The sequence below is a fragment of the Lysobacter sp. CCNWLW3 genome (assembly GCF_036697405.1).
Classification (GTDB): domain Bacteria; phylum Pseudomonadota; class Gammaproteobacteria; order Xanthomonadales; family Xanthomonadaceae; genus Lysobacter.
The window spans coordinates 39,665-60,513 of the sequence record NZ_JBAHWA010000015.1 but is presented as its reverse complement, the minus strand read 5'-3'; the positions used below and the strand labels follow the sequence as shown (position 1 = coordinate 60,513).

Sequence of the window (20,849 nt, the reverse complement as noted above, 5' to 3'; positions counted from 1 at the left end):
TTATGATCGTGATTGAACTTTCTCCCGACAGGGTTGTCCCATTGTTCGGCCACGGCCGAGCTGACAGGAGTGCCGGCGCGGCATGGCCGAGAATGAGTTGGACCAAGAGCTGGTCAGGCGTGTCCAGCGTGGCGATAGCACGGCCTTCGATGCCCTGGTGCGCAAGTACCAGCATCGGATCACCGCGTTGATCGGGCGCTACATTCCCGACTGGAGCGAATGCCAGGACGTTGCCCAGGAAACCTTCCTGCGCGCCTACCGCGCGCTGCCGAACTTCCGGGGCGATGCGCAGTTCTATACGTGGTTGCACCGGATCGCCGTGAACACCGCCAAGAATTACCTCGTCGCGCAGAACCGCAGGCCGCCGACCGACGACATCGACGCCGGCGACGCCGAACAGTTCGAGACCGGCATCCGGCTGCGCGACAGCGACACCCCGGAACACGAGTTGCTGCGCCAGGAGATCGAACGCACGGTGATGCGCGCGGTCGAATCCCTACCGGAGGAACTGCGGGCCGCGATCACCCTGCGCGAGGTGGACGGCCTGAGCTACGAGGAAATCGCGCAGAAGATGGGCTGCCCGATCGGCACCGTGCGTTCGCGGATCTTCCGCGCCCGCGAGGCGATCGACATCGAGCTGCGGCCCCTGCTGGATAACCAAGACACCCGCGAGCGCGCCCACTGATATGACGTCGATTCCCGCTATTGACGAGTACGGCCCCAACGACCGCGAAGCCCTGAGCGCGCTGTTCGACGGCGAGCTCGACGGCGATGCCGCCCGCTTCGCCCTCAAGCGCCTGAGCCACGACGCCCAGTGGCGCCGTGCCTGCGGCAGCTGGCAGTTGTGCGGCGACGCCCTGCGCGGCCAGGCCGCCGGCATCGCCGCGCCGGATTTCGCCGACCGCGTCGCCGCGGCGCTCGCCGCCGAGGCCGCGACCGCCAAGGCCGCCGCACCGGCGACCGCGCCCGCCAGCCGCCGCGGCTGGATCGGCGGCGCCCTGGCCGCCTCGGTGGCCGTGGCGGCCCTGTTCGTGGCGCGCCCGTTCTCCAGCGACGGCGCCCCCGATGCCGGCGCCCCCCAGAGCCAGGTCGCCAGCGCCGACAGCGCCGGCGCCGCGCCGCTCGCGCCGCAGCCGCAGAGCCCCGAGCAGCAGGCCGCCGGTCTGGGCGCCGCCGCGGTCGCGGTGGCCGAAGTACCGCGCCGCATCGCCGAGCGCCGCAGCTCGCGCGGGCAGAGCCAGCGCGCCGCCCTGCGCCGCCAGGCCCAGACCCAGGCCGTCGCCGCCCAGCCCGCGGTCGAAGTCGCGGCCGCGAGCGCCGCCGGTGCCACCGCCAATCCGTTCCGGCCGCAGCACAGCGACGCGCCGTCGCGGCCGTGGCCGCGCGCGGCGCTGCCCAACTACCCGGCCACCGGCGGCTTCACCGCCAGCTACGGCAGCAGCAGCGCCAGCGCGCGCTCGTTCTATCCCTTCGAGCCCAGCGCGACCGACGCGGCGCCCGTGCAGCCGCCGCCGGCGCCCGAGCCCGAAAGCCGGATGCCGCAGCCTTAAGCGGCATCGGCGGCGCGCCGCAGGACCCGTGTGCGTGACGCCGCCGCACTGCGTTCCGGTCTGACCGCTTCCGTCCAGCGTTCCCCCATCCCGTTCCCCGATCACGCGCGGCCCGACGGCCGCGCGGCCAAACCTCCGCAACCTTCGAGGCCGATTCCATGACTCGTCCGCTTCGCTCCATCGCCCTGGCCAGCGCCCTGGTCGCCCTGCTGCCGGTCGCCTGCACCGCGCAGACCCCCAGCACCCCGATCGCGCCGCCGCCGGCGGCGACGCCGGCCGCGCCGCTGGTCAGCGGCCTGCCCGATTTCACCGCCCTGGTGCAGCGGGTCGGCCCGGCCGTGGTCAACGTGCGCGCCGAGATCGCGCCGCGCCGCGCCAGCCGCGGGCAGATGCCGAACGAGGACGAGATTCCGGAAATCTTCCGCCGCTTCTTCGGTCCCGACATGCCCGGCGGCCCGCGGGGTCCGCGCGCGCCGCGCGGCGGCGGCAATTCGCTGGGCACCGGCTTCCTGATTTCGCAGGACGGCTACCTGCTGACCAACCACCACGTGGTCGACGGCGCCGACACGGTCAAGGTCACCTTGTCCGACCGCCGCGAGTTCACCGCCAAGGTGGTCGGCAGCGACGAGCAGTCCGACGTGGCCCTGCTCAAGATCGACGCCAAGAGCCTGCCTTTCCTGCGCCTGGCCAACGCCAGCCTGACCAAGCCGGGTCAGTGGGTGATCGCGATCGGTTCGCCGTTCGGCCTGGATCACTCGGTCACCGCCGGCATCGTCAGCGCGGTCGGTCGTATGAATCCCTACGCCGACCAGCAGTACGTGCCCTTCATCCAGACCGACGTCGCCATCAACCAGGGCAATTCCGGCGGTCCGCTGCTCAACACCAGCGGCGAGGTGGTCGGCATCAACTCGCAGATCTTCTCCAACTCCGGCGGCTACATGGGCGTGAGTTTCGCGATCCCGATCGACGTGGCGATGAACTCGGCCGAACAGCTGCGCGCGACCGGCAAGGTCCAGCGCGGCCTGCTCGGCGTGGGCGTGCAGGCGATCACCTCCGAAAGCGCCAAGGGCCTGGGCCTGAGCGAATCGCGCGGCGCCCTGGTCAACAGCGTCCAGGCCGGCGGCGCGGCGGAGAAGGCCGGCATCCAGCTCGGCGACGTGATCCTGGCGGTCAACGACCGCCCGGTGAACACCTCCAGCGACCTGCCGCCGCTGATCGGCGCGCTGGCGCCGGGGGCCCGGGTCAAGCTGCAGATCAACCGCGGCGGCAAGATCCTGACCGAGCAGGTGGTGCTGGGTGCGCTGGGCGCCGAGGTCGCCGGCGAACCGGGCCCGGCCGCCAACGACGACGGCGACGCCGCCCCGGGCCGCAGCGACGGCAACGCGCTGGGCCTGGTCGGCCAGGACCTAGCCGCGAACGCGCGCCAGCGCCTGGGCCTGAAGGCGGGCGAGGGCGTGCTGGTGCAGTCGCCGGGCGAGGTCGCAGGCGAGGCCGGGCTGCGTCCGGGCGACGTGGTGCTCTCGGTCGGCCGCACCGCGGTCGGCAGCGTCTCGGCGTTGAACCGCGAACTGGCCGGGGTCCGGCCGGGCGACACCGTGATGCTGCTGGTGCGGCGCGGCGCGGCCACCCAGTTCATCGCCGTCACCGCCGAGGCCAAGGCCGGCTGAGGCGGGGCACGCGCCCGCCCTGGGGCGGGCGCGTGGGCGTGGGTACGGCGCGGTATGCGATAATCTCCCGTTAACTCTCTGGAACCGGTGAGCTTCGCGCCGTCCCGCATGCAGCAGATCAGAAACTTCTCCATCATCGCTCACGTCGACCACGGCAAATCGACCCTGGCCGACCGCATCATCCAGCTCTGCGGAGGCCTGGAAGCGCGCGAGATGGAAGCGCAGGTGCTCGATTCCAACCCGATCGAGCGCGAGCGCGGCATCACCATCAAGGCGCAGTCCGTGTCCTTGCCCTACAAGGCGAAGGACGGTCAGGTCTACCAGCTCAACTTCATCGACACCCCCGGCCACGTCGACTTCAGCTACGAAGTCAGCCGCTCGCTGGCCGCCTGCGAGGGCGCGCTGCTGGTGGTGGACGCCGCCCAGGGCGTGGAGGCGCAGTCGGTCGCCAACTGCTACACCGCGGTCGAGCAGGGCCTGGAAGTGGTGCCGGTGCTCAACAAGATCGACCTGCCCACGGCCGATATCGCGCGCGCCAAGGCCGAGATCGAGGCCGTGATCGGCATCGACGCCGAGGACGCGGTCGCGATCAGCGCCAAGACCGGCCTCAACGTGGTCGACGTGCTGGAGGCGATCGTGCATCGCATCCCGCCGCCGAAGCCGCGCGACACCGACAAGCTGCAGGCGTTGATCATCGACTCCTGGTTCGACAACTACCTGGGCGTGGTCTCGCTGGTGCGGGTCATGCAGGGCGAGATCGTGCCCGGCAGCAAGATCCTGGTGATGTCGACCGGCCGCACCCACCTGGTCGACAAGGTCGGCGTGTTCACCCCCAAGCGCAAGGACCTGCCCAAGCTGGGCGCCGGCGAAGTGGGCTGGATCAACGCCAGCATCAAGGACGTCCACGGCGCCCCGGTCGGCGATACCCTGACCCTGGCCTCGGACCCGGCGGCCAAGCCGTTGCCGGGCTTCCAGGAAATGCAGCCGCGCGTGTTCGCCGGCCTGTTCCCGGTCGACGCCGAGGACTATCCCGACCTGCGCGAGGCGCTGGAAAAGCTGCGCCTCAACGACGCCGCGCTGCGCTTCGAACCGGAAAGCTCCGAGGCCATGGGCTTCGGTTTCCGCTGCGGCTTCCTGGGCATGCTGCACATGGAGATCGTGCAGGAGCGCCTGGAGCGCGAGTACGACCTCAACCTGATCAGCACCGCGCCGACGGTGATCTACGAAGTGCTCAAGACCGACGGCACCACCATGCCGCTGGACAACCCGGCCAAGCTGCCTCAGGTCAACATGATCGAGGAGATCCGCGAGCCGATCATCCGCGCCAACATCCTCACGCCGCCGGACTACGTCGGCAACGTGATCACCTTGTGCGAGGAAAAGCGCGGCAGCCAGATCGGCATCACCTACATGGGCAACCAGGTCCAGATCAGCTACGAGCTGCCGATGGCCGAGGTGGTGCTGGACTTCTTCGACCGCCTCAAGTCGGTCTCGCGCGGCTACGCCTCGCTGGATTACCAGTTCCTGCGTTTCCAGGCCGGCCCGTTCGTGCGCGTGGACACGCTGATCAACGGCGACAAGGTCGATGCGCTCAGCATCATCACCCATCGCGCCCACGCCGATCGCCGCGGCCGCGAGATCTCCGAGAAGATGCGCGAGCTGATCCCGCGCCAGATGTTCGACGTCGCCATCCAGGCCGCGGTCGGCTCGCAGATCATCGCCCGCAGCACGGTCAAAGCGATGCGCAAGAACGTGCTGGCCAAGTGCTACGGCGGCGACATCAGCCGCAAGAAGAAGCTCCTCGAGAAGCAGAAAGAGGGCAAGAAGCGGATGAAGCAGGTCGGTCGCGTGGAGATTCCGCAGGAAGCGTTCCTGGCGGTGTTGCAGGTGGACAACAAATGAAGCCGGGATTCGAGATTCGGGATTCGGGATACGGCCAAGTGCACGTTTCCTGGCTGGCCCGATCTCCAATCCCTAATCCCGAATCCCCGCTCCGAAGGAGCTTGCATGCGCTGGTTTGAAATCGCACTGGTATCGCTGACGTTGTTCTCGGGCGCCGTCTGGCTGCTCGACAAGCTGTTCCTGGCCAAGCGCCGCGCCGCGCGCGAGGGCCTGCTCGACGACGGCAAGGAACCGGCCCTGGTCGATTATTCCAAGGCCTTCTTCCCGGTGCTGCTGGTGGTCCTGGTCCTGCGCAGCTTCATCGCAGAGCCGTTCCGGATCCCCTCCAACTCGATGATGCCGACCCTGCTGACCGGCGATTTCATCCTGGTCAACAAGTTCACCTACGGCCTGCGCCTGCCGATCAGCAACCGCAAGGTCTTCGCCCTGGGCGAGCCCAAGCGCGGCGACGTGGTCGTGTTCAAGCCGCCGCACCACCCCGAGCAGGACTGGATCAAGCGCGTGGTCGGCCTGCCGGGCGATCGCGTCAGCTACCACGACAACCAGGTGACGGTGAACGGCGAGGTCCTGAAGTACACGCCGGTCGGTACCTACGAAGGTCACGGCAATGGCACCGAAATGACAGGTTCGCAGGAACTTGCGGAGAATCTGCTCGGGCGCGAGCATCGCGTCCTGGAGCGGACCAATTTGCCGTTGCTCGATCAAGGAGAGGGCGATTGGGTGGTTCCGGCCGGTCACTATTTTGTGATGGGCGACAATCGCGATAATAGCGAGGACAGCCGATACTGGGGCTTCCTTCCGGAGCAGAACCTGAGGGGCAAGGCGTTCCTGATCTGGATGAACGTCGATGGGGGCGTGGATTTCTCGCGTATCGGCAACAGTATTCCGTGACGGCGTCCGCCGTCGCGGCACGGTGACACTCAACAAATCGCGTCTAACGACGGGGGGATGATCGGATGAAGCGTAATCAGAGCGGCATGACCCTGATCGGGTTCATCATCGTGCTGGCGGTGGTCGGTGTATTCGTCTACATGGGCATGAAGCTGATCCCGATGTACACCGAGTATTACGGCGTGAAGCGCGCCTTGACCGGCCTGGCGGCCGAGCCCGGCATCGCCGACCAGGATCCGGTCAAGATCAAGAAGCTGTTCTTCCGTCGCCTGTACGTGAGCTACGCGGACAACGTCAAGGACGAGCACGTGAAGATCCAGCGCAAGGACTCCGGCTACGAAATCATGGTGAATTACGAAGTGCGCCGTCCGCTGATCGCCAACCTCGACGTGGTCGGCCATTTCGAAGCTCAGGAAGTTCTCCGCCGTGGTAGCGGTGGTGCCGACTGATCGCATCGAACACCGGTTCGCGAATCCGGGCCTGCTCGAGCAGGCCCTGACCCATCGCAGCGCCGGTGCGCCGCATAACGAGCGGCTGGAGTTCCTGGGCGACTCCCTGGTCAACCTGATGGTGGCCGAAGCCTTGTACGCGCGCTGGCCGCAAGCCGACGAAGGCGCGCTCACGCGCGCGCGCGCCGAGCTGGTGCGCGAGTCCGCGCTGGCGCCGATCGCGCGCACCCTGGAACTGGGCGCGCGCCTGACCTTGGGCCCCGGCGAGATGAAATCCGGCGGCCACCGCCGCGATTCCATCCTCGCCGACGCCCTGGAAGCGGTGGTCGCCGCGATCTACCTCGACGCCGGCTTCGAGGCCTGCCGGGCCCGGGTGCTGCCCTGGTTCGAGGCCGCGATGGCCGCGTTGCCGCCGCCGCACAAGGTCGGCAAGGACGCCAAGACCCGCCTGCAGGAATGGTTGCAGGGCCGGCAGAAGCCGCTGCCGCTGTACACCCTGCTGTCGGAATCCGGCGAGGACCACGCCAAGAGCTTCCGGGTCAGCTGCAGCATCGCCCAGCCGCCGATCGTGACCGAGGGCGAGGCCGGCTCGCGCCGCGCCGCCGAGCAGCTGGCCGCCGAGGCGGCGCTGCGTCAGTTGGATCCCAGTTAAGAAGCCGGGCCGTTAGCAAGCCGGGCCAGCATCCGCGTTTGCCCTCGGGCCCGCACACGCGGACAATCCCCGCATGAACGCATCCCCCTATCGCGCCGGTCACGTAGCCGTGATCGGCCGCCCCAACGTGGGCAAATCCACCCTGGTCAACGCCCTGGTCGGCGCCAAGGTCAGCATCGTCTCGCCGCGCCCGCAGACCACCCGCCACCAGTTGCTCGGCATCGCCACCTTCCCGGAAGGCCAGCTGCTGCTGGTCGACACCCCCGGCATCCATCGCGAGCAGAAGCGCGCGATGAACCGGATGATGAACCGCGCCGCGCGCGGCGCCATCGAGGGCGTCGACGTGGCCCTGCTGGTGGTGCGCGCCGGCCAATGGGACGACGAGGACGCGCTGGCCTTCGATGCGCTGCGCAAGGCCGGCATGCCGGTGGTGCTGGTGGTCAACCAGATCGACCGCCTCAAGGACAAGACCGCGCTGCTGCCCTATCTGGCCAAGATCAGCGACGGCCGCGAGTTCGCCGGCGTGCATCCGATCTCCGCGCTCAAGCGCAACGGCCTGGAAGGGCTGGTCAAGACCGTGCTGGGCTACCTGCCCGAGCAGGAAGCGCTGTACGGCGAGGACGAGATCACCGACAAGAGCCAGCGCTTCCTCGCTGGCGAGATGGTGCGCGAGCAGTTGATGCGTCAGCTCGGCGAAGAGCTGCCGTACGCGACCACGGTCGAGATCGAGAAATTCGAGGTCGACGGCAGGATGCTGCGCATCGGCGCGGTGATCTGGGTCGAGCGCGACGGCCAGAAGGCGATCGTGATCGGCAAGGGCGGCGAGCGCCTGCGCGAGATCGGCTCCAAGTCGCGGATCCAGATGGAACGCTTGTTCGGCGCCAAGGTGTTCCTGGAGACCTGGGTGCGCGTGCGCGAAGGCTGGTCGGACGACGAGGCCGCCCTGCGGTCGCTTGGTTATCACGACTGAGCGCGCCGTGATCGCGGCCGGCGGTCGTATGCGCGCCGCGCTGCTGCTGATCGCGCTGCAATGCGCCGCGCCGGCCTGGGCCAACATGGGCAAGCCGTGGCGCGAGGGGCCGTTGGTGGCCGAGCCCCAGGGCTTCGAAGCGGTGCGCATCGTGCACGAAGACCTGCGCATCGATCTGAGCGACTTGTCCGGCGAGTCGAGTTTGGCGACGGTGCGGGTCGCCTACCGGCTCGACAACGGCGGTAAGGCCGTGCGTCTGCGGCCGGTGTTCGCGACCGGCGCCAGCGGCGCCGAACGATTCGAGGCGCGGCTGGACGGCCGAAAGGTCGCGGCGCGACCGCTGAAGCCGGCCGCATTGCCCGAAACCTGGCAACCGCCCGCAACGACGCCGGCCCTGTCCGGCGAGCGGCCCGTGTTCTACGAGGTCGGCGAAGCTTCGAGCCTGGCCTTGGATTTCGTGCTGCCGCCCGGCCGACACGACTTCAGCGTGAGCTATCGCGCCGAAGCGATGCAGAGCAAGCGCGAGGGCCCGACCCTGCTGTACCAATTCGCCTACGTGCTGGCTCCGGCGCGCAGTTGGGCCGGTTTCGGCGGACTGGATGTGCGGGTCAGCGTGCCCGAGGGTTGGCGATTCGCGGCCGCGCCGGCGCTGCGGATGGATCGGCAGGACAACGACCCCCATCGCGACGTATACCGCGGCCGTTACCCCGGATTGCCCGGCGACGCCGTCGCGATCACCACCCAGGCCGCGCCGGGCATCGGCTATAGCGCGCTGAGCCTGGCAACGCAGCTGTGGCTGGGCCTGGCGGTGTTCGGCGGTGGCCTGGCCTGCCGGCCGATCGCCGCCGCCGTCGCGCGCCGGGCCGGGCGCGACGGCGCCACGGGCGCGGGGCGAAAGCGCCGCGTCTGGCCGTATGCGCTCGCGGCCGGCCTGGCCTGGGGATCGGCGGTGGCGTGCGCAGGCCTGGCGGCGCTCTATGCGCCCGAGCACTTGCTGCCGGACGGGCAGGGCTACAGTTACGGCTACGGTCGGCCGTTGGCGGCGATAGCGGTGGTGATGCTGGCCGCGTTGCTCAGTCTGATCGGCTTCATCGCGGTCGCCGCGATCGCGCGCCGGCGACTGCGGCAGGCCGGTAGCGGTACGGTCGGGGCATGAATGCCGCTCGATCCGCGCGCCGTTGCGAATCTGTCGGCCTGCGGTGCCGTGCCTGCACCGTCTGCGTTAGCGTAGCCGCATGCGTTACCTAGCCGAACCCGCCTTCGTCCTGCACACCCGGCCCTGGCGCGAGACCAGCCTGCTGGTGGAGGTGCTGAGCGAACGCCACGGGCGCATGGGCCTGGTCGCGCGCGGCGTGCAGGGGCCGAAGCGGCAGGTCCTGCGCGCGGCGTTGCAGCCCTTGCAGTGGATCCGCTTCGACGGCGTCCAGACCGGCGAGCTGGCGCGCCTGACCACGGCCGAGGCCCTGGACGCGGCGCCGCGCCTGAGCGGCGACGCCATGCTGGCCGGCTTCTATCTCAACGAGCTCGCGCTGCGCCTGGCGCCGCGCAACGATCCCCTGCCGGATCTCTACGAGGCCTACGCGCGCGCGCGCGAGCGCCTGGGCGCGGGCGAGTCGCCGGGCTGGAGCCTGCGGCGTTTCGAGCGCGATCTGCTGGACGCGCTGGGTTTCGGTTTCGACTGGCGCCACGACGGCGATGGCGCGGCCATCGACCCGGCCGCGCGCTATCGGCTCGATCCCGAGCACGGCCCGCGCCGCCTGCTCAGCGACCGCGGCCATGCCGACCGCAGCGGCGCGGCCACCGGCCAGGCCCTGCTGGCCCTGGCCGCCGACCGCCTGCCCGGCGCCGAGGACCTGGCCGGCCTGCGCCGGGCGATGCGCGGCGTGCTTGCGCACCACCTCGGCCCGCGCGGCCTGAAATCCTGGGAACTGCTCAGCGAGCTGGCCCGGGTCGCGCCGCGCGCGAAGCCCGAACGCGAACCCGACTAATGCCCAGCACCCATCGCCTGCGCAGGAAGCGATTAGCCAAACGCGAACCGCATCCTACGACCCTGCATGCCATTCGCTCCGACGCTAGTTGACGCGCTAAAGGCACTGGATCCCCGCCTTCGCGGGGATGACGAGCAAAAGCGAATTCTCCCCAACTCACCTTCAAAAAGCTGGGAATCGAAAGCAGAGGCGGGCGCTAGGAGCGGAGAAGGTGCGCGAGCGCCGAACATGGCGACGATGCGGTTCGCCTGCGGCTCACCACATCCTACGATCCCTGCCTTCGCGGGGATGACGAGCTAGGCAAACCCTCCCCAGTCCAAGCGACCTAACTCTCCATCTGCACCGTAGCCAGCGTGTCCTGCACCGCATCGTCGAAACGCGCCAGGCGCTCGCGCGAATCCGGTTCGCTTTGCAGCGCCTGCACCGCGTCGCTCAGGCGCGCCGCGCCGACGAAGCCGCAGCTCGCGCGCAGCTTGTGCAATTCGGTGCGCACCGTGTCCAGGTCCTCGCGATGGGCGGCGGCGAGGATCGCTTCGTGGGTGGTCGGCAGTTCCTGTACGAACAGGCTGCGCAGGGTTTCCACGTGCGCGGTGTTGCCGTTAAGGGCGCTGGCGGCGGCCTCGTCGTCCCATACCGGGCGTTTGGCGCCCACGGCGACGCTGGCGACCGCGCGTTGATCGTGCGCATCCAGGCCCAGGGCGCGCGCGATCGCCGCGCGCACTGCCGCCGCGGGCAGCGGTTTGACCAGCACCTCGCTGAAGCCGACCGCGATCAGGTCTTCCAGCACCGACGCGTCCGCGGCGGCGGTGTGGGCCAGCGCGGGCGTGCGTGGATGGCGCGCGCGCAATCGCGCCAGCAGTTCGACGCCGCTGCCGTCGGGCAGGTTGGCGTCGAACAGCCACAGGTCGTAGTCCTGCGCGTTGCCTAGCGCGACCGCGGCGGCGACGCTGTCGGCGCCGTCGATGTCGGCGGGCAGGGCCTGCGCGGCGGCGGTGAGGAAGGCGCGGCTGGTGGGGTCGTCTTCGACCAACAGCAAACGCGGTAACAACGGCGAATTCATCGTCGGTTCCATCGGGTCGGGGGCTCCGCTGGTTATGCTGCCGGCTATGTCGTCTCCGATAGTACGCCTGCTGCTGTGGATGTCGCTGCCGGGTTTTTGCCTGGCCGGCGACGCCGGCGCGCGCAGCCTGAACGCCAGGATCGGGCGGATCGAGACCGCGGTCGCAAGTTTGCGCCAGGTGCAGGTGTCGCTGGACTGGCCGGCCCAGGCCGAGCAGGGCGAATTGCGCCTGCGCGCGGCCAGCGTGGTCGCGCCGGAGCTGGGCTATCGCTACGCCGACGTGAGCTGGCGCTGCCCCCTGCGGCGCGACGGCCGCGGCGGCTGGCGCTGCGAGGGCGAACTGCGTTCCGGGCGCGCGGCGCCGCTGCGGTTGGCGCTGGATCTGGGCGTGGCGGTCACCGATGCGCGGCTGTCGCGCGGCGCGGCGGTGGTCGCGCTGCACCGCAACGCGGCCGCGCCCGACGCGACCCGGATCGACCTGACCCGGGTGCCGCTGGCCTGGACCCAAGCCCTGGCCGCCCAGGCCTGGCCGGAGGCGCGCTTCAAGGGCGGCGAACTCGACGCCCGGCTGACCGTGACCGCCGCCGAACGCCAGCCGCTGCGCGTGGCCGGGCCGATCCGCCTGCGCGGCGGCGCCTTCGACACCCCCGACGGCACCGTCGCGGCCGAGCACCTGGGCGCCGAACTGGATCTGGACGCGCGCTTCGGCGAAGTCACCGGCATCGACCTCGACGGCCGCCTGCGCGGCGGCGAGCTGCTGTTCGGCAACGCCTATCTCTCGCTGCAGCAGCGCGACGTGGCGCTGGAGCTGAGCGCGCGGCGCCAGGGCGCGCAGGGTTGGCAGTTGCCGCGCCTGCTGTGGCGCGATGAGGGCGTGCTCAGCGCCGAAGGCCGCGCGGCGCTCACGCCCGATGCCGGCCTGGACGCCCTCGAGCTGGACCTGCGCAGCGCCGACCTGGCGCCCCTGCGCGACAGCTACCTCACCGGTTTCCTGGGCCTGGCCGGCCTGGGGCAGCTGCAACTGCGCGGCGCCATGCAGGCGCGGGTGCGCATGGCCGGCGGCGAACTGCATGCGGCCGACGCCAGCCTGCAGGAGGTCGCGATCGACGATCCGCAGGGCCGGTTCCGCTTCGACGGCCTGGCCGGCAACCTGCGCTATTCGGCCGACGCGCCGGTGGCCAGCGCGCTGGCCTGGCGCGGCGGCGCCCTGTACGGCCTGGACTTCGGCGCGGTGGAGCTGCCGTTCACCAGCGGCGCGGGCGAGCTGCGCCTGCAGCGCGCGGTGAGCTTTCCCATGCTGGGCGGGCAGGTGAGTTTCGACGGCCTGCGCCTGCGTCCGCCGGCGGCCGGACGCGGCCTCGATATCCGCTTCGGCCTGGGCCTGGACCGGCTCGATATCGGCCGCATCGCCAAGGCCGTGGACGGCCCGGCCTTCAGCGGCGAGCTCAGCGGGCGCATCCCGCAGGCGCACTACGCCGACGACCGCCTCGACTTCGACGGCGGCCTGACCATGCAGCTGTTCGGCGGCAGCGTCAGCGTGTCCGCGCTGGCGATGGAGCGGCCGTTCGGGGTCGCGCCCACGCTGTCGGCGGATATCGCGCTGGACGACCTGGACCTGGAATCGCTGACCGGCGTGCTCGGTTTCGGCAGCATCACCGGCAAGCTCGACGGCCGCATCGACGCCCTGCGCCTGGTCGACTGGCAGCCGGTCGCGTTCGACGCCGAGCTGCGCACCGAACGCAAGCCGGGCGTGCGCCAGCGCATCAGCCAGCGCGCCGTCCAGGACCTGTCCAGCGTCGGCGACGCCTCCTTCGTCGGCAGCCTGCAGGGCATGCTGATCGGCTTCTTCGACGACTTCGGCTACGCCCGCCTGGGCATCTCCTGCCGGCTCGCCGACGAGGTCTGCCACATGGACGGATTGGGCCCGGCCAGTAAGGATTCAGGCGGCCAGGCCTTTATTATCGTCCAGGGCGCGGGACTGCCGCGCCTGGACGTGGTCGGCATCAACCGCCGGGTCGACTGGCCGACCTTGCTGGAACGGCTCGAAGCCGTCGGCAAGGGCGACGTCAAACCCGTGGTCCAATAAACCCGTCGTAGAACATTCTTCAGAAGGAAACGAACATGCGCCGTTGGATGGGTTTGCCGGTCGCCGCCGTGATGCTCACGGCCTGCGTCACGATCAACGTGTACTTCCCGGCCGCCGAGGCCAAGGAAGCGGCCAAGGAGTTCGTCGAAAAGGTCATCGGCGACGATGCCCAACCGGCCACGCCGGCGCCCGCGCCGACGCCCAAGCCGGGCGGGCAGAGCGCCTCGCTGGGGCCGCGCATCGATTGGCTGTCGCTGGTGGGCATCGGCAGCGCCTACGCGCAGTCGTCGCCGGACATCACCATCAAGACGCCGGCGATCCAGGCCATCCAGGCGCGCATGAAGGGCCGCTTCGACGGCCAGTTGCGCGCGCACTTCGATTCCGGCGCGCTCGGTTTCGGCAACGACGGCAGCATCGACGTGCGCGACGCGGCCAAGATTCCGCTGGCCGAGCGGGTCGGCGTGAACCAGGCCGTCGCCGACCAGAACCGCGATTCGGCCGCGGTCTACCGCGAGGTCGCCGTCGCCAACGGCCATCCGGAGTGGGAGCCGCAGATCCGCAAGGTGTTCGCGCGCCAGTGGACCGACAGCGCGCGCGCCGGCTGGTGGTACCAGGACGCCGGCGGCGGCTGGAAGCAGAAGTAGGCGAGCACGGGATTCGGGATCGGGGTTGCGGGATTCGCCGGCCATCGCCGGCCGCGGCCTGGCCGCCTGAACCGAATCCCGAATCTCGAATCCCCAATCCCGGCCTTTCTGCGACAATGCGCGGCCTCTGATTCCTGCCAGCAGCTGTGGCCCGCATCGATCAAACCCCCTTCGAGGCCGCCATCGGCGGCCTCACCCATGATGGCCGCGGCGTCGCCCGGCGCCCGGACGGCAAAGCGGTCTTCATCGCCGGCGCCTTGCCCGGCGAGCGCGTGATGGCCAAGCAGACCGCGCGCTCGCGCAGCTACGACGAAGCGGTGACGCTGGAGGTGCTGGAGGCCTCGGCGGACCGCGTCGCGCCGCGCTGCCTGCATTTCGGCACCTGCGGCGGCTGCGCCCTGCAGCACATGGCCGAGGACCAGCAAATCCTGGCCAAGCAGAACGTGCTGCTGGAAAACCTGGAGCGCATCGGCCATGTCACGCCCGAGCGCGTGCTGCCGGCGCTGACCGACTCGGCCTGGGGCTATCGCCGCAAGGGCCGCTTCTCGGTGCGCCGGGTCGAGAAGAAAGACAAGACCCTGGTCGGTTTCCGCGAAACCGATCCGCGCTTCGTCGCCGACATCGCGCGTTGCGAGACCGTGATCCCGGCGGTCGGCGACAAGATCGCCGCGCTCGCCGCGCTGGTCGACGGCTTGCAGGCGCGGCGCGAGATTCCGCAGGTCGAGTTCATCGCCGGCGACGCCATGCCCGACGACGGCGACAACGCCCACAGCGGCGTGGCGCTGACCTTTCGCCACCTCTCGCCGCTGTCGGAATCCGACCGCGAGGCCATCGTCGCGTTCGCGCGCGAACATCGCTTCGCGGTGTTCCTGCAGCCCGGCGGCGTCGACAGCGTGCATCCGCTGTGGCCGGCCGAGCCGCGCCTGGCGTTCACTCTGCCGCAATGGAACCTGGAGCTGGCGTTCCGCCCGCTCGACTTCATCCAGGTCAACGCCGGCCTCAACGGCCGCATGATCCAGCACGCGCTGGACCTGCTGGCGCCGCAGCCCGAAGACCGCGTGCTCGACCTGTTCGCGGGCCTGGGCAACTTCACCCTGCCGCTCGCACGCACGGTGCGCGAAGTGGTGGGCGTGGAAGGCGAAGCCGGGCTGGTCAAGCGCGCGCGAGAGAACGCCGAGCGCAACGGCCTGGGCAACGCCCAGTTCTACGCCGCCGATCTGGGCAAGGACCTCAGCGACGAAGCCTGGATGCGCGAGGGTTTCGATCGCCTGCTGCTGGATCCGCCGCGTTCGGGCGCCGATTTCGTGCTCACCCAGCTGCCGCTGAAGCAGTTCAAGCGCATCGTCTACGTCAGCTGCCATCCGGCTTCGCTGGCGCGCGATGCCGGCTATCTGGTGCGCGAGAAGGGATGGAAGCTGCGCGCCGCCGGGGTGATGGACATGTTCCCGCACACCGCGCACGTGGAATCGATCGCCCTGTTCGAGCCCTGATCCGAGCCCGTCGTATCGCCCAAAAAAGAACCCGGCCATGGCCGGGTTCTTTCGTTGCGACGGCGCGGATTCAGAACCCGCTGACGTCCAGGCGTCCGCCCGTCACCGTCTTGCCGCTCAGCGAGGGCGTGGGCACGGCGGCGTTCATGATCGCCGCCTTGATCTGCTGCGCGCTGGAGCCTGGGTGGCGCGAAGCGTACAGGGCGGCCGCGCCGGTGACGTGCGGGGTCGCCATCGAGGTGCCGCTGTAGCTGGCATAGCCCGACACGATGTTGCCCTTGGAACTGGTCGGCACCGTCGAGGCGATGCTGTAGCCCGGCGCGCCGATGTCGACCGTGGTGACGCCGTAGTTGTAGACCAGGGCGCCGGTGCTGCGCAGCGCCGCCACCGACAGGATGTTGCTGTTCGGGTACGCGGCCGGGTAGCAGGCGCCGCTGGTGTTGCCCTCGCAGTTCACGCTGTCGTTGCCGGCGGCGACCACGAACAGGATGTCGGCCTGGCCGGCGCGGTCGATCGCGTCGCTGAGCGCTTGCGAGTACGCGCCGCCGCCCCAGGAATTGTTGGTGGCGACGATGTTCAGGCCGTGCCGGGTCTTGAGATCGTTGAAGTAGTCGATCGCGCGCACGGCATCGGCGGTGCTGCCGCCGCGGCGGCCGAGGAACTTGGCGCTGATCAGCTTGACGCCGCTCCAGCACACGCCGGCCACGCCCTTGCCGTTGCCGCCGACGCCGGCGATGGTGCCGGACACGTGGGTGCCGTGGTCGTCGCTGGCGCCGCCGGAGTTGATGTTGTTGGTGTTGCCGTTGAAATCCCAGCCGCGCACGTCGTCGACATAGCCGTTGCCGTCGTTGTCGACGCCGTCGGCGGCATCGTAGGGATTGGTCCAGATGTTGGCGGCCAGATCCTCGTGTTGCCAGTAGATGCCTTCGTCGATCACGCCCACGATCACGTTGCCGCACGAGGTCGAACCGGTATTCCAGGCCTCCGAGGCCTGCGAGCCGTATTGATTGTTGGGGCTGCCGACATCGCCGTACATGCCCCACAGCGTGCCGTTGGTGTAATAGGTGTCGTTCGAGAACGCGTCGTGGTGCAGGGTCCAGTTGGGTTCGGCGTATTCGACGTCCGGGTCGTTGCTGAGCGCGCTGACGGCGGCGGCGAGATCGACGTTGGCCGGCAGCTTGAGCAGGGCTAGTTCGCCGTTACCGCGGTCGCCGCGGCGCACCACCTGCAGCTTGTGCGCGCCGAGGCCGCGCTGCACCGCGTCGCTCGCGCCGACGCCGGCGCCGTCGCGGTACTTCACCAGCAATTCGCCGCTCGCATGGGCGCGGCCTTCTTTCAAAGCTTTCAGCGCCAGATCCGGCCGACCGCCGGCTTGCGCGGCGAACGACGTTCCCAGTGCCATGGCTACAGCGCCTGCGATCAAACCGACGCGGATACGATTATTCATAAGGCTATGGACCCCGTTGAGGCCGCCCAGGCAGAGGACGGCTGCGGCCGAATGTAGCGGGAAAAAAGCCGGGTGTTTGCTGCGTTGCGGCAACCGATGCGGATTGTGAATGCGGTTGGCACGCCAAAGGCACATAAGCTGCGCCAAACCCCCAGTTAGGTTCCGCTGTTCAGCAAAATCCTGCCGAGTTCTAGGGGAAATCCCTCATGCGGGCGTGGCTCGCTCGAGCGGCGCGATGCGCGGTTCGCCGCCGGACTGCGCAGCCCGGTCGCTTCCGGCCGGGGCGCCAGCGGCCTACGAAACGGTACTTCGTATGGACGCGGCGGAGCCCCGCGCAACGCGCTCGGTCGATTCGCGATTGCGTTGCGTTCCTGGCCGCAGGGCGAGGACAAGCCCTGGGCTTCGCGCGGCGCGTGCGCGCCCGAACGCCCGCGCAACGGATAGAATCGCGGCCTCGGATTTTCGCCTTGTGGATCCGACATATCGCACAGGTGGACGATGGGTATCGAGATCGAGCGCAAGTTTCTGGTGACGGGCGACGGCTGGCGCGATGCCGCGCGCGAAACGGTGGCGATGGCGCAGGGCTATCTCAACGACCTGGCCCTGCTCGACAGCGGCGCGATGAAGGCCTCGGTGCGCGTGCGCATCGCCGGCGATGCGGCCTACCTCAATCTCAAGTCGCGCGAGCTCGGCCATACCCGCCAGGAGTTCGACTATCCGATTCCGGTCGCCGACGCGCGCGCGCTGATGGCGCTGTGCACCGGCGGCGCCATCGACAAGCGCCGTCATTACGTCGAGCACCAGGGCCACCTGTGGGAGGTCGACGAGTTCCTGGGCGACAACGCCGGGCTGGTGGTGGCCGAGTTGGAACTCGAGCACGCCGACGAGGCCTACGCACGTCCGGACTGGCTGGGCCGCGAGGTCACCGATGCCGCGCGTTACTACAACCTGGCCCTGGCCACGCGGCCCTACGCGGACTGGAGCGCCGAGGAGCGCGCGGGCCTGGCGCCCTGAGTCCGGGTCGCTGTGCCTCCTACCGAGGATGCGCAACGGCGGCCGCCGATCGTTGCCATTTCGTGAAACGGCCCCGAAACCCCAAGCCACGGCCCGCCGCCAGGCCCGGACTACGCCTGTAGCGGCTTCTGCGAGACAATGGCCCCCGCGCAGTCAGCGCAGCCATACCCGCTAGGAGTCCCCGCATGCTCGTGATCGGCGTCGCCGGTACCGAACTCACCGCGCAAGAGCGCGACTGGTTGCAGCACGATGCCTGCGCCGGCGTGATCCTGTTCACCCGCAATTTCGCTTCCAAGGCGCAGGTCGCCGACCTGTCGGCCGCGATCCGCGCCGCCGCGCCGCGTCCGCAGCTGATCTGCGTGGACCAGGAAGGCGGGCGCGTGCAGCGTTTCCGCGAGGGCTACAGCGCGCTGCCGGCGCTGGAAGGGTTCGGCCGCCGCTACGCGAACGACCGCGCCGCGGCGCTCAAGCTGGCCGAGGAGCACGCCTGGCTGATGGCGCAGGAGGTGCAGGCCAGCGGCGTCGACCTCAGCTTCGCGCCGGTGGTCGACCTGGGCCGCGGCAATCTCGCCATCGGCGACCGCGCCTTCGACGCCGATCCGCAGGTGGTCGCCGAATTCACCCGCGCCTACGTGCGCGGCATGCACGCGGCCGGCATGGCGGCCACGCTCAAGCATTTCCCGGGCCACGGCTCGGTGCTGGAGGACACCCATTTCGACAACGCCGTCGATCGCCGCAGCCTGGACGAGATGCGCGCGACCGATCTGATTCCGTTCGTCGCCGGCATCGAGGCCAAGGCCGACGCGGTGATGATGGCGCACGTGGTCTATCCGCAGGTCGCGCCGGAGCCGGCCGGTTACTCGCAGCGCTGGATCGAGGAGATCCTGCGCAAGGAAATGGGCTTCCGCGGCGTGGTCTTCAGCGACGATATCGGCATGGCCGCGGCGTTCTCGGCCGGCGGCGTCAAGGCGCGCATCGACGCGCATCTGGACGCGGGTTGCGACGTGGTCCTGGTCTGCCATCCGAACCTGGTCGAGGAATCGCTGGCCGCGGTCGCCGGCCGCAAGCTCAACACCATGGCCCTGACCGGCCTGATCGGTCGCGGCGCGATGGGCTGGGACGGCCTGATCGCCGACCGGCGCTACGGCGAAAGCCGCGGCCGCGTCGAGGGACTGGCTTGATGAGCGCCGCCACCGGCAACGGCGCCGACCTGGCTGCGGCGCTGCGCAACGCCGATCTGCTGCTGGACCGCAAGACGCTGGAGCAGGCGATCGCGCGTATGGCCGACGCGATCCGCAAGGACTACGACGGCGAGCGTCCGGTCTACCTGACCGTGATGCACGGCGGCCTGCCGTTCGCCGCGCAGCTGGCGATGGAACTGGGCGAGCGCGGCCTGGACCTGGAGTTCGACTATCTGCATGCGACCCGTTACCGCGGCGAGACCTCGGGCGGCGAGCTGGTCTGGAAGCATCGCCCGGCGACCCCGCTCGGCGGCCGCCGCGTGCTGCTGGCCGACGACATCCTCGACGAGGGCCACACCCTGCACGCGATCCGCGAATGGTGCCGCGAGCAGGGCGCCAGCGAGGTGCGCATCGCCGCGCTCGCGGTCAAGGCCCACGACCGCTGCGTGCCCGGCATCTGCGCCGATTACGTCGGCGTGGAAGTGCCGGACCGTTACGTGTTCGGCTACGGCATGGACTACCACGAGCAGGGCCGCAACCTGCCCGCGATCTACGCATTGAAGGACTGAGATGGGCGAGGCTCGCATCGAACTGGCGGTCATCGGCGGCACCGGCCTGTACAAACTGGCCGAATTGGCCGACGTGGAAACCCATCAGCCGCTCACGCGCTACGGTGCGCCGTCCGGCCCGATCCGGATCGGCACCCTGGGCGGTCGCCGGGTCGCGTTCCTGGCGCGCCACGGCGAAGGCCATTCGCTGGCGCCGCACCTGATCAACTACCGCGCCAATCTCGCCGCGCTGCAGGCGCTGGGCGCGCAGCGCGTGCTGGCGCTCAACACCGTCGGCGGCATCACCGAACGTTTCGGCCCGCGCGTGCTCGCCTGTCCGGACCAGTTGATCGACTACACCTGGGGCCGCGTGTCGACCCTGTGCGAAGTCGACGCCGAAGGCCGCGGCGGCGGCGACGTGCTGCACGTCGATTTCGGCGAACCCTACACGCGCAGCCTGCGCCAGGCGGTGATCGCGGCCGCGCGCGAGGCCGGCGTGGCGATGGTCGGCGAGGGCTGCTACGGCGCCACCCAAGGGCCGCGCCTGGAAACGCGCGCCGAAATCCTGCGCATGCGCCGCGACGGCTGCGACCTGGTCGGCATGACCGGCATGCCCGAGGCCGGGCTCGCGCGCGAACTGGGCCTGGATTACGCCTGCCTGGCGATCGTCGCCAACTGGGCCGCCGGCGCCGGCCCGGATCCGGACGAAGTGATCACCCTGCAGGACGTGCTCGACCACGTCGCCGCGGCGACCGCGGAACTGCCGAAATTGCTGGCGACGCTGTTGGCAAAGTGATCGGCATCGCAAATTTTCTGACGCTCAGCGTCAGTCGGACCTTGCGTCGGAGTTTGCTCCGCCGCAATGCCCGCAATCCTCGCTCAGACGCTTGTCATCATCCTGTTCAGTTTGCATATACTCGCGAGGCGTCTCGGTCGCCCCGACGCGATGGCGCACGACAAACGCATCCAGCATGAGGTCAATAAGGATATGCAGTACGGCACCGTGAAATGGTTCAACGACGCCAAGGGCTTCGGCTTCATCTCGCCCGAAGACGGCAGCGCCGATGTATTCGTCCACTTCTCCGCCATCGTTGCGAAGGGATTTCGCAGCTTGCAGGAAGGCCAGCGCGTCAGCTACCAACTGACCCAAGGACCGAAGGGCGCACAGGCGTCCGAAGTGACGCCAGCGGCGTGATCGATTGGCTAGGCCGATGTTCGCGGGTGCGCTGCTCGCGAGTGCGCTGCTCGCAGACGCGATCCGGCCCGGACTGGTTTCCAGGCCCCGCTACGGCGGGGCCTTTTTCTTGGCA

20 protein-coding genes are annotated in these 20,849 nt (G+C 69.6%); 18 read left to right on the top strand and 2 right to left on the bottom strand.

The features are described from left to right. Positions 1-82 precede the first annotated feature (82 nt). The 10 genes from rpoE (at position 83) to recO (ending at position 10,069) form a co-directional block, all read left to right on the top strand. Positions 83-685 (top strand): RNA polymerase sigma factor RpoE, encoded by a 603-nt coding sequence (rpoE, locus tag V1318_RS17860; protein ID WP_091635334.1) that lies wholly within the window; start codon positions 83-85, stop codon positions 683-685. A 1-nt stretch (position 686) separates the two neighbouring features. Further along, positions 687-1,550, top strand: coding sequence for a sigma-E factor negative regulatory protein (locus V1318_RS17855; RefSeq protein ID WP_332941092.1), 864 nt, complete (start codon positions 687-689; stop codon positions 1,548-1,550). A 158-nt stretch (positions 1,551-1,708) separates the two neighbouring features. Further along, positions 1,709-3,217 carry a DegQ family serine endoprotease gene (locus tag V1318_RS17850; protein WP_332941091.1) on the top strand — a complete coding sequence of 503 codons (1,509 nt, stop codon included), beginning with the start codon at positions 1,709-1,711 and terminating at the stop codon, positions 3,215-3,217. A 108-nt stretch (positions 3,218-3,325) separates the two neighbouring features. Continuing rightward, positions 3,326-5,119 carry a translation elongation factor 4 gene (gene lepA / locus V1318_RS17845; protein WP_332941090.1) on the top strand — a complete coding sequence of 598 codons (1,794 nt, stop codon included), beginning with the start codon at positions 3,326-3,328 and terminating at the stop codon, positions 5,117-5,119. Between the two features lie 105 nt (positions 5,120-5,224). Continuing rightward, positions 5,225-6,010, top strand: a complete 786-nt coding sequence (gene lepB / locus V1318_RS17840; protein ID WP_332941089.1) for a signal peptidase I — start codon at positions 5,225-5,227, stop codon at positions 6,008-6,010. Between the two features lie 65 nt (positions 6,011-6,075). Then, positions 6,076-6,459: a DUF4845 domain-containing protein gene (locus tag V1318_RS17835; RefSeq protein ID WP_332941088.1), complete on the top strand. Its 384-nt coding sequence runs from the start codon at positions 6,076-6,078 to the stop codon at positions 6,457-6,459. Beyond that, complete coding sequence (gene rnc / locus V1318_RS17830; RefSeq protein ID WP_332941117.1) at positions 6,446-7,111, top strand: ribonuclease III; 666 nt, start codon at positions 6,446-6,448, stop codon at positions 7,109-7,111. Before V1318_RS17835 ends, rnc begins: the two co-directional genes overlap by 14 nt. A gap of 73 nt (positions 7,112-7,184) precedes the next feature. Next, the gene (gene era, locus V1318_RS17825; protein WP_332941087.1) at positions 7,185-8,081 is read left to right on the top strand and encodes a GTPase Era; all 897 of its coding nucleotides are present in this window, start codon (positions 7,185-7,187) and stop codon (positions 8,079-8,081) included. A gap of 7 nt (positions 8,082-8,088) precedes the next feature. Continuing rightward, positions 8,089-9,237 carry a hypothetical protein gene (locus V1318_RS17820; protein WP_332941086.1) on the top strand — a complete coding sequence of 383 codons (1,149 nt, stop codon included), beginning with the start codon at positions 8,089-8,091 and terminating at the stop codon, positions 9,235-9,237. Positions 9,238-9,316: 79 nt separating this feature from the next. Continuing rightward, positions 9,317-10,069, top strand: coding sequence for a DNA repair protein RecO (gene recO, locus V1318_RS17815; protein ID WP_332941085.1), 753 nt, complete (start codon positions 9,317-9,319; stop codon positions 10,067-10,069). Between the two features lie 325 nt (positions 10,070-10,394). On the opposite strand, the gene V1318_RS17810 is transcribed toward recO, so the two are convergent. Beyond that, positions 10,395-11,129 (bottom strand): response regulator, encoded by a 735-nt coding sequence (locus V1318_RS17810; protein WP_332941084.1) that lies wholly within the window; start codon positions 11,127-11,129, stop codon positions 10,395-10,397. Between the two features lie 46 nt (positions 11,130-11,175). Here V1318_RS17810 and V1318_RS17805 point away from each other — a divergent pair, with 46 nt between their 5' ends. The 3 genes from V1318_RS17805 to rlmD all read left to right on the top strand — a co-directional run bounded on the left by V1318_RS17805 (position 11,176) and on the right by rlmD (position 15,349). Then, positions 11,176-13,215 carry a hypothetical protein gene (locus tag V1318_RS17805; RefSeq protein WP_332941083.1) on the top strand — a complete coding sequence of 680 codons (2,040 nt, stop codon included), beginning with the start codon at positions 11,176-11,178 and terminating at the stop codon, positions 13,213-13,215. 35 nt (positions 13,216-13,250) lie between these two features. Then, positions 13,251-13,859 (top strand): YdbL family protein, encoded by a 609-nt coding sequence (locus tag V1318_RS17800; RefSeq protein WP_332941082.1) that lies wholly within the window; start codon positions 13,251-13,253, stop codon positions 13,857-13,859. 134 nt (positions 13,860-13,993) lie between these two features. Beyond that, entirely contained in the window at positions 13,994-15,349 is a 1,356-nt protein-coding gene (rlmD, locus tag V1318_RS17795) for a 23S rRNA (uracil(1939)-C(5))-methyltransferase RlmD (RefSeq protein WP_332941116.1), read from the top strand. Between the two features lie 70 nt (positions 15,350-15,419). Here the strand turns inward: rlmD and V1318_RS17790 are convergent, their stop codons facing one another. Then, complete coding sequence (locus tag V1318_RS17790) at positions 15,420-16,751, bottom strand: S8 family serine peptidase (RefSeq protein ID WP_332941081.1); 1,332 nt, start codon at positions 16,749-16,751, stop codon at positions 15,420-15,422. Between the two features lie 543 nt (positions 16,752-17,294). Here V1318_RS17790 and V1318_RS17785 point away from each other — a divergent pair. The 5 genes from V1318_RS17785 (at position 17,295) to V1318_RS17765 (ending at position 20,734) form a co-directional block, all read left to right on the top strand. Beyond that, a complete protein-coding gene (locus V1318_RS17785; RefSeq protein WP_332941080.1) occupies positions 17,295-17,810 on the top strand; it encodes a CYTH domain-containing protein in 516 nt (171 codons plus the stop codon). A gap of 185 nt (positions 17,811-17,995) precedes the next feature. Beyond that, complete coding sequence (gene nagZ, locus V1318_RS17780) at positions 17,996-18,991, top strand: beta-N-acetylhexosaminidase (RefSeq protein ID WP_332941079.1); 996 nt, start codon at positions 17,996-17,998, stop codon at positions 18,989-18,991. Further along, entirely contained in the window at positions 18,991-19,560 is a 570-nt protein-coding gene (locus V1318_RS17775; RefSeq protein WP_332941078.1) for a hypoxanthine-guanine phosphoribosyltransferase, read from the top strand. The genes nagZ and V1318_RS17775 overlap by 1 nt, the downstream gene beginning before the upstream one ends. A 1-nt stretch (position 19,561) precedes the next feature. Further along, a complete protein-coding gene (locus V1318_RS17770; protein WP_332941077.1) occupies positions 19,562-20,335 on the top strand; it encodes an S-methyl-5'-thioinosine phosphorylase in 774 nt (257 codons plus the stop codon). Positions 20,336-20,527: 192 nt separating this feature from the next. Next, on the top strand, positions 20,528-20,734 hold the full coding sequence (locus tag V1318_RS17765) for a cold-shock protein (RefSeq protein ID WP_056176409.1): 207 nt from the start codon (positions 20,528-20,530) through the stop codon (positions 20,732-20,734). Positions 20,735-20,849 lie beyond the last annotated feature (115 nt).

Excerpts from the sequence above, each read along its gene's own strand:
- V1318_RS17850 (WP_332941091.1), top strand. The coding sequence starts at position 1,709 with ATGACTCGTCCGCTTCGCTCCATCGCCCTGGCCAGCGCCCTGGTCGCC.
- nagZ (WP_332941079.1), top strand. The coding sequence starts at position 17,996 with ATGCTCGTGATCGGCGTCGCCGGTACCGAACTCACCGCGCAAGAGCGC.
- V1318_RS17810 (WP_332941084.1), bottom strand. The coding sequence starts at position 11,129 with ATGAATTCGCCGTTGTTACCGCGTTTGCTGTTGGTCGAAGACGACCCC.
- rpoE (WP_091635334.1), top strand. The coding sequence starts at position 83 with ATGGCCGAGAATGAGTTGGACCAAGAGCTGGTCAGGCGTGTCCAGCGT.
- V1318_RS17785 (WP_332941080.1), top strand. The coding sequence starts at position 17,295 with ATGGGTATCGAGATCGAGCGCAAGTTTCTGGTGACGGGCGACGGCTGG.
- V1318_RS17790 (WP_332941081.1), bottom strand. The coding sequence starts at position 16,751 with ATGGCACTGGGAACGTCGTTCGCCGCGCAAGCCGGCGGTCGGCCGGAT.
- V1318_RS17855 (WP_332941092.1), top strand. The coding sequence starts at position 687 with ATGACGTCGATTCCCGCTATTGACGAGTACGGCCCCAACGACCGCGAA.
- V1318_RS17800 (WP_332941082.1), top strand. The coding sequence starts at position 13,251 with ATGCGCCGTTGGATGGGTTTGCCGGTCGCCGCCGTGATGCTCACGGCC.
- V1318_RS17805 (WP_332941083.1), top strand. The coding sequence starts at position 11,176 with ATGTCGTCTCCGATAGTACGCCTGCTGCTGTGGATGTCGCTGCCGGGT.
- era (WP_332941087.1), top strand. The coding sequence starts at position 7,185 with ATGAACGCATCCCCCTATCGCGCCGGTCACGTAGCCGTGATCGGCCGC.
- V1318_RS17765 (WP_056176409.1), top strand. The coding sequence starts at position 20,528 with ATGCAGTACGGCACCGTGAAATGGTTCAACGACGCCAAGGGCTTCGGC.
- V1318_RS17835 (WP_332941088.1), top strand. The coding sequence starts at position 6,076 with ATGAAGCGTAATCAGAGCGGCATGACCCTGATCGGGTTCATCATCGTG.
- recO (WP_332941085.1), top strand. The coding sequence starts at position 9,317 with ATGCGTTACCTAGCCGAACCCGCCTTCGTCCTGCACACCCGGCCCTGG.
- V1318_RS17770 (WP_332941077.1), top strand. The coding sequence starts at position 19,562 with ATGGGCGAGGCTCGCATCGAACTGGCGGTCATCGGCGGCACCGGCCTG.
- lepB (WP_332941089.1), top strand. The coding sequence starts at position 5,225 with ATGCGCTGGTTTGAAATCGCACTGGTATCGCTGACGTTGTTCTCGGGC.
- V1318_RS17775 (WP_332941078.1), top strand. The coding sequence starts at position 18,991 with ATGAGCGCCGCCACCGGCAACGGCGCCGACCTGGCTGCGGCGCTGCGC.
- lepA (WP_332941090.1), top strand. The coding sequence starts at position 3,326 with ATGCAGCAGATCAGAAACTTCTCCATCATCGCTCACGTCGACCACGGC.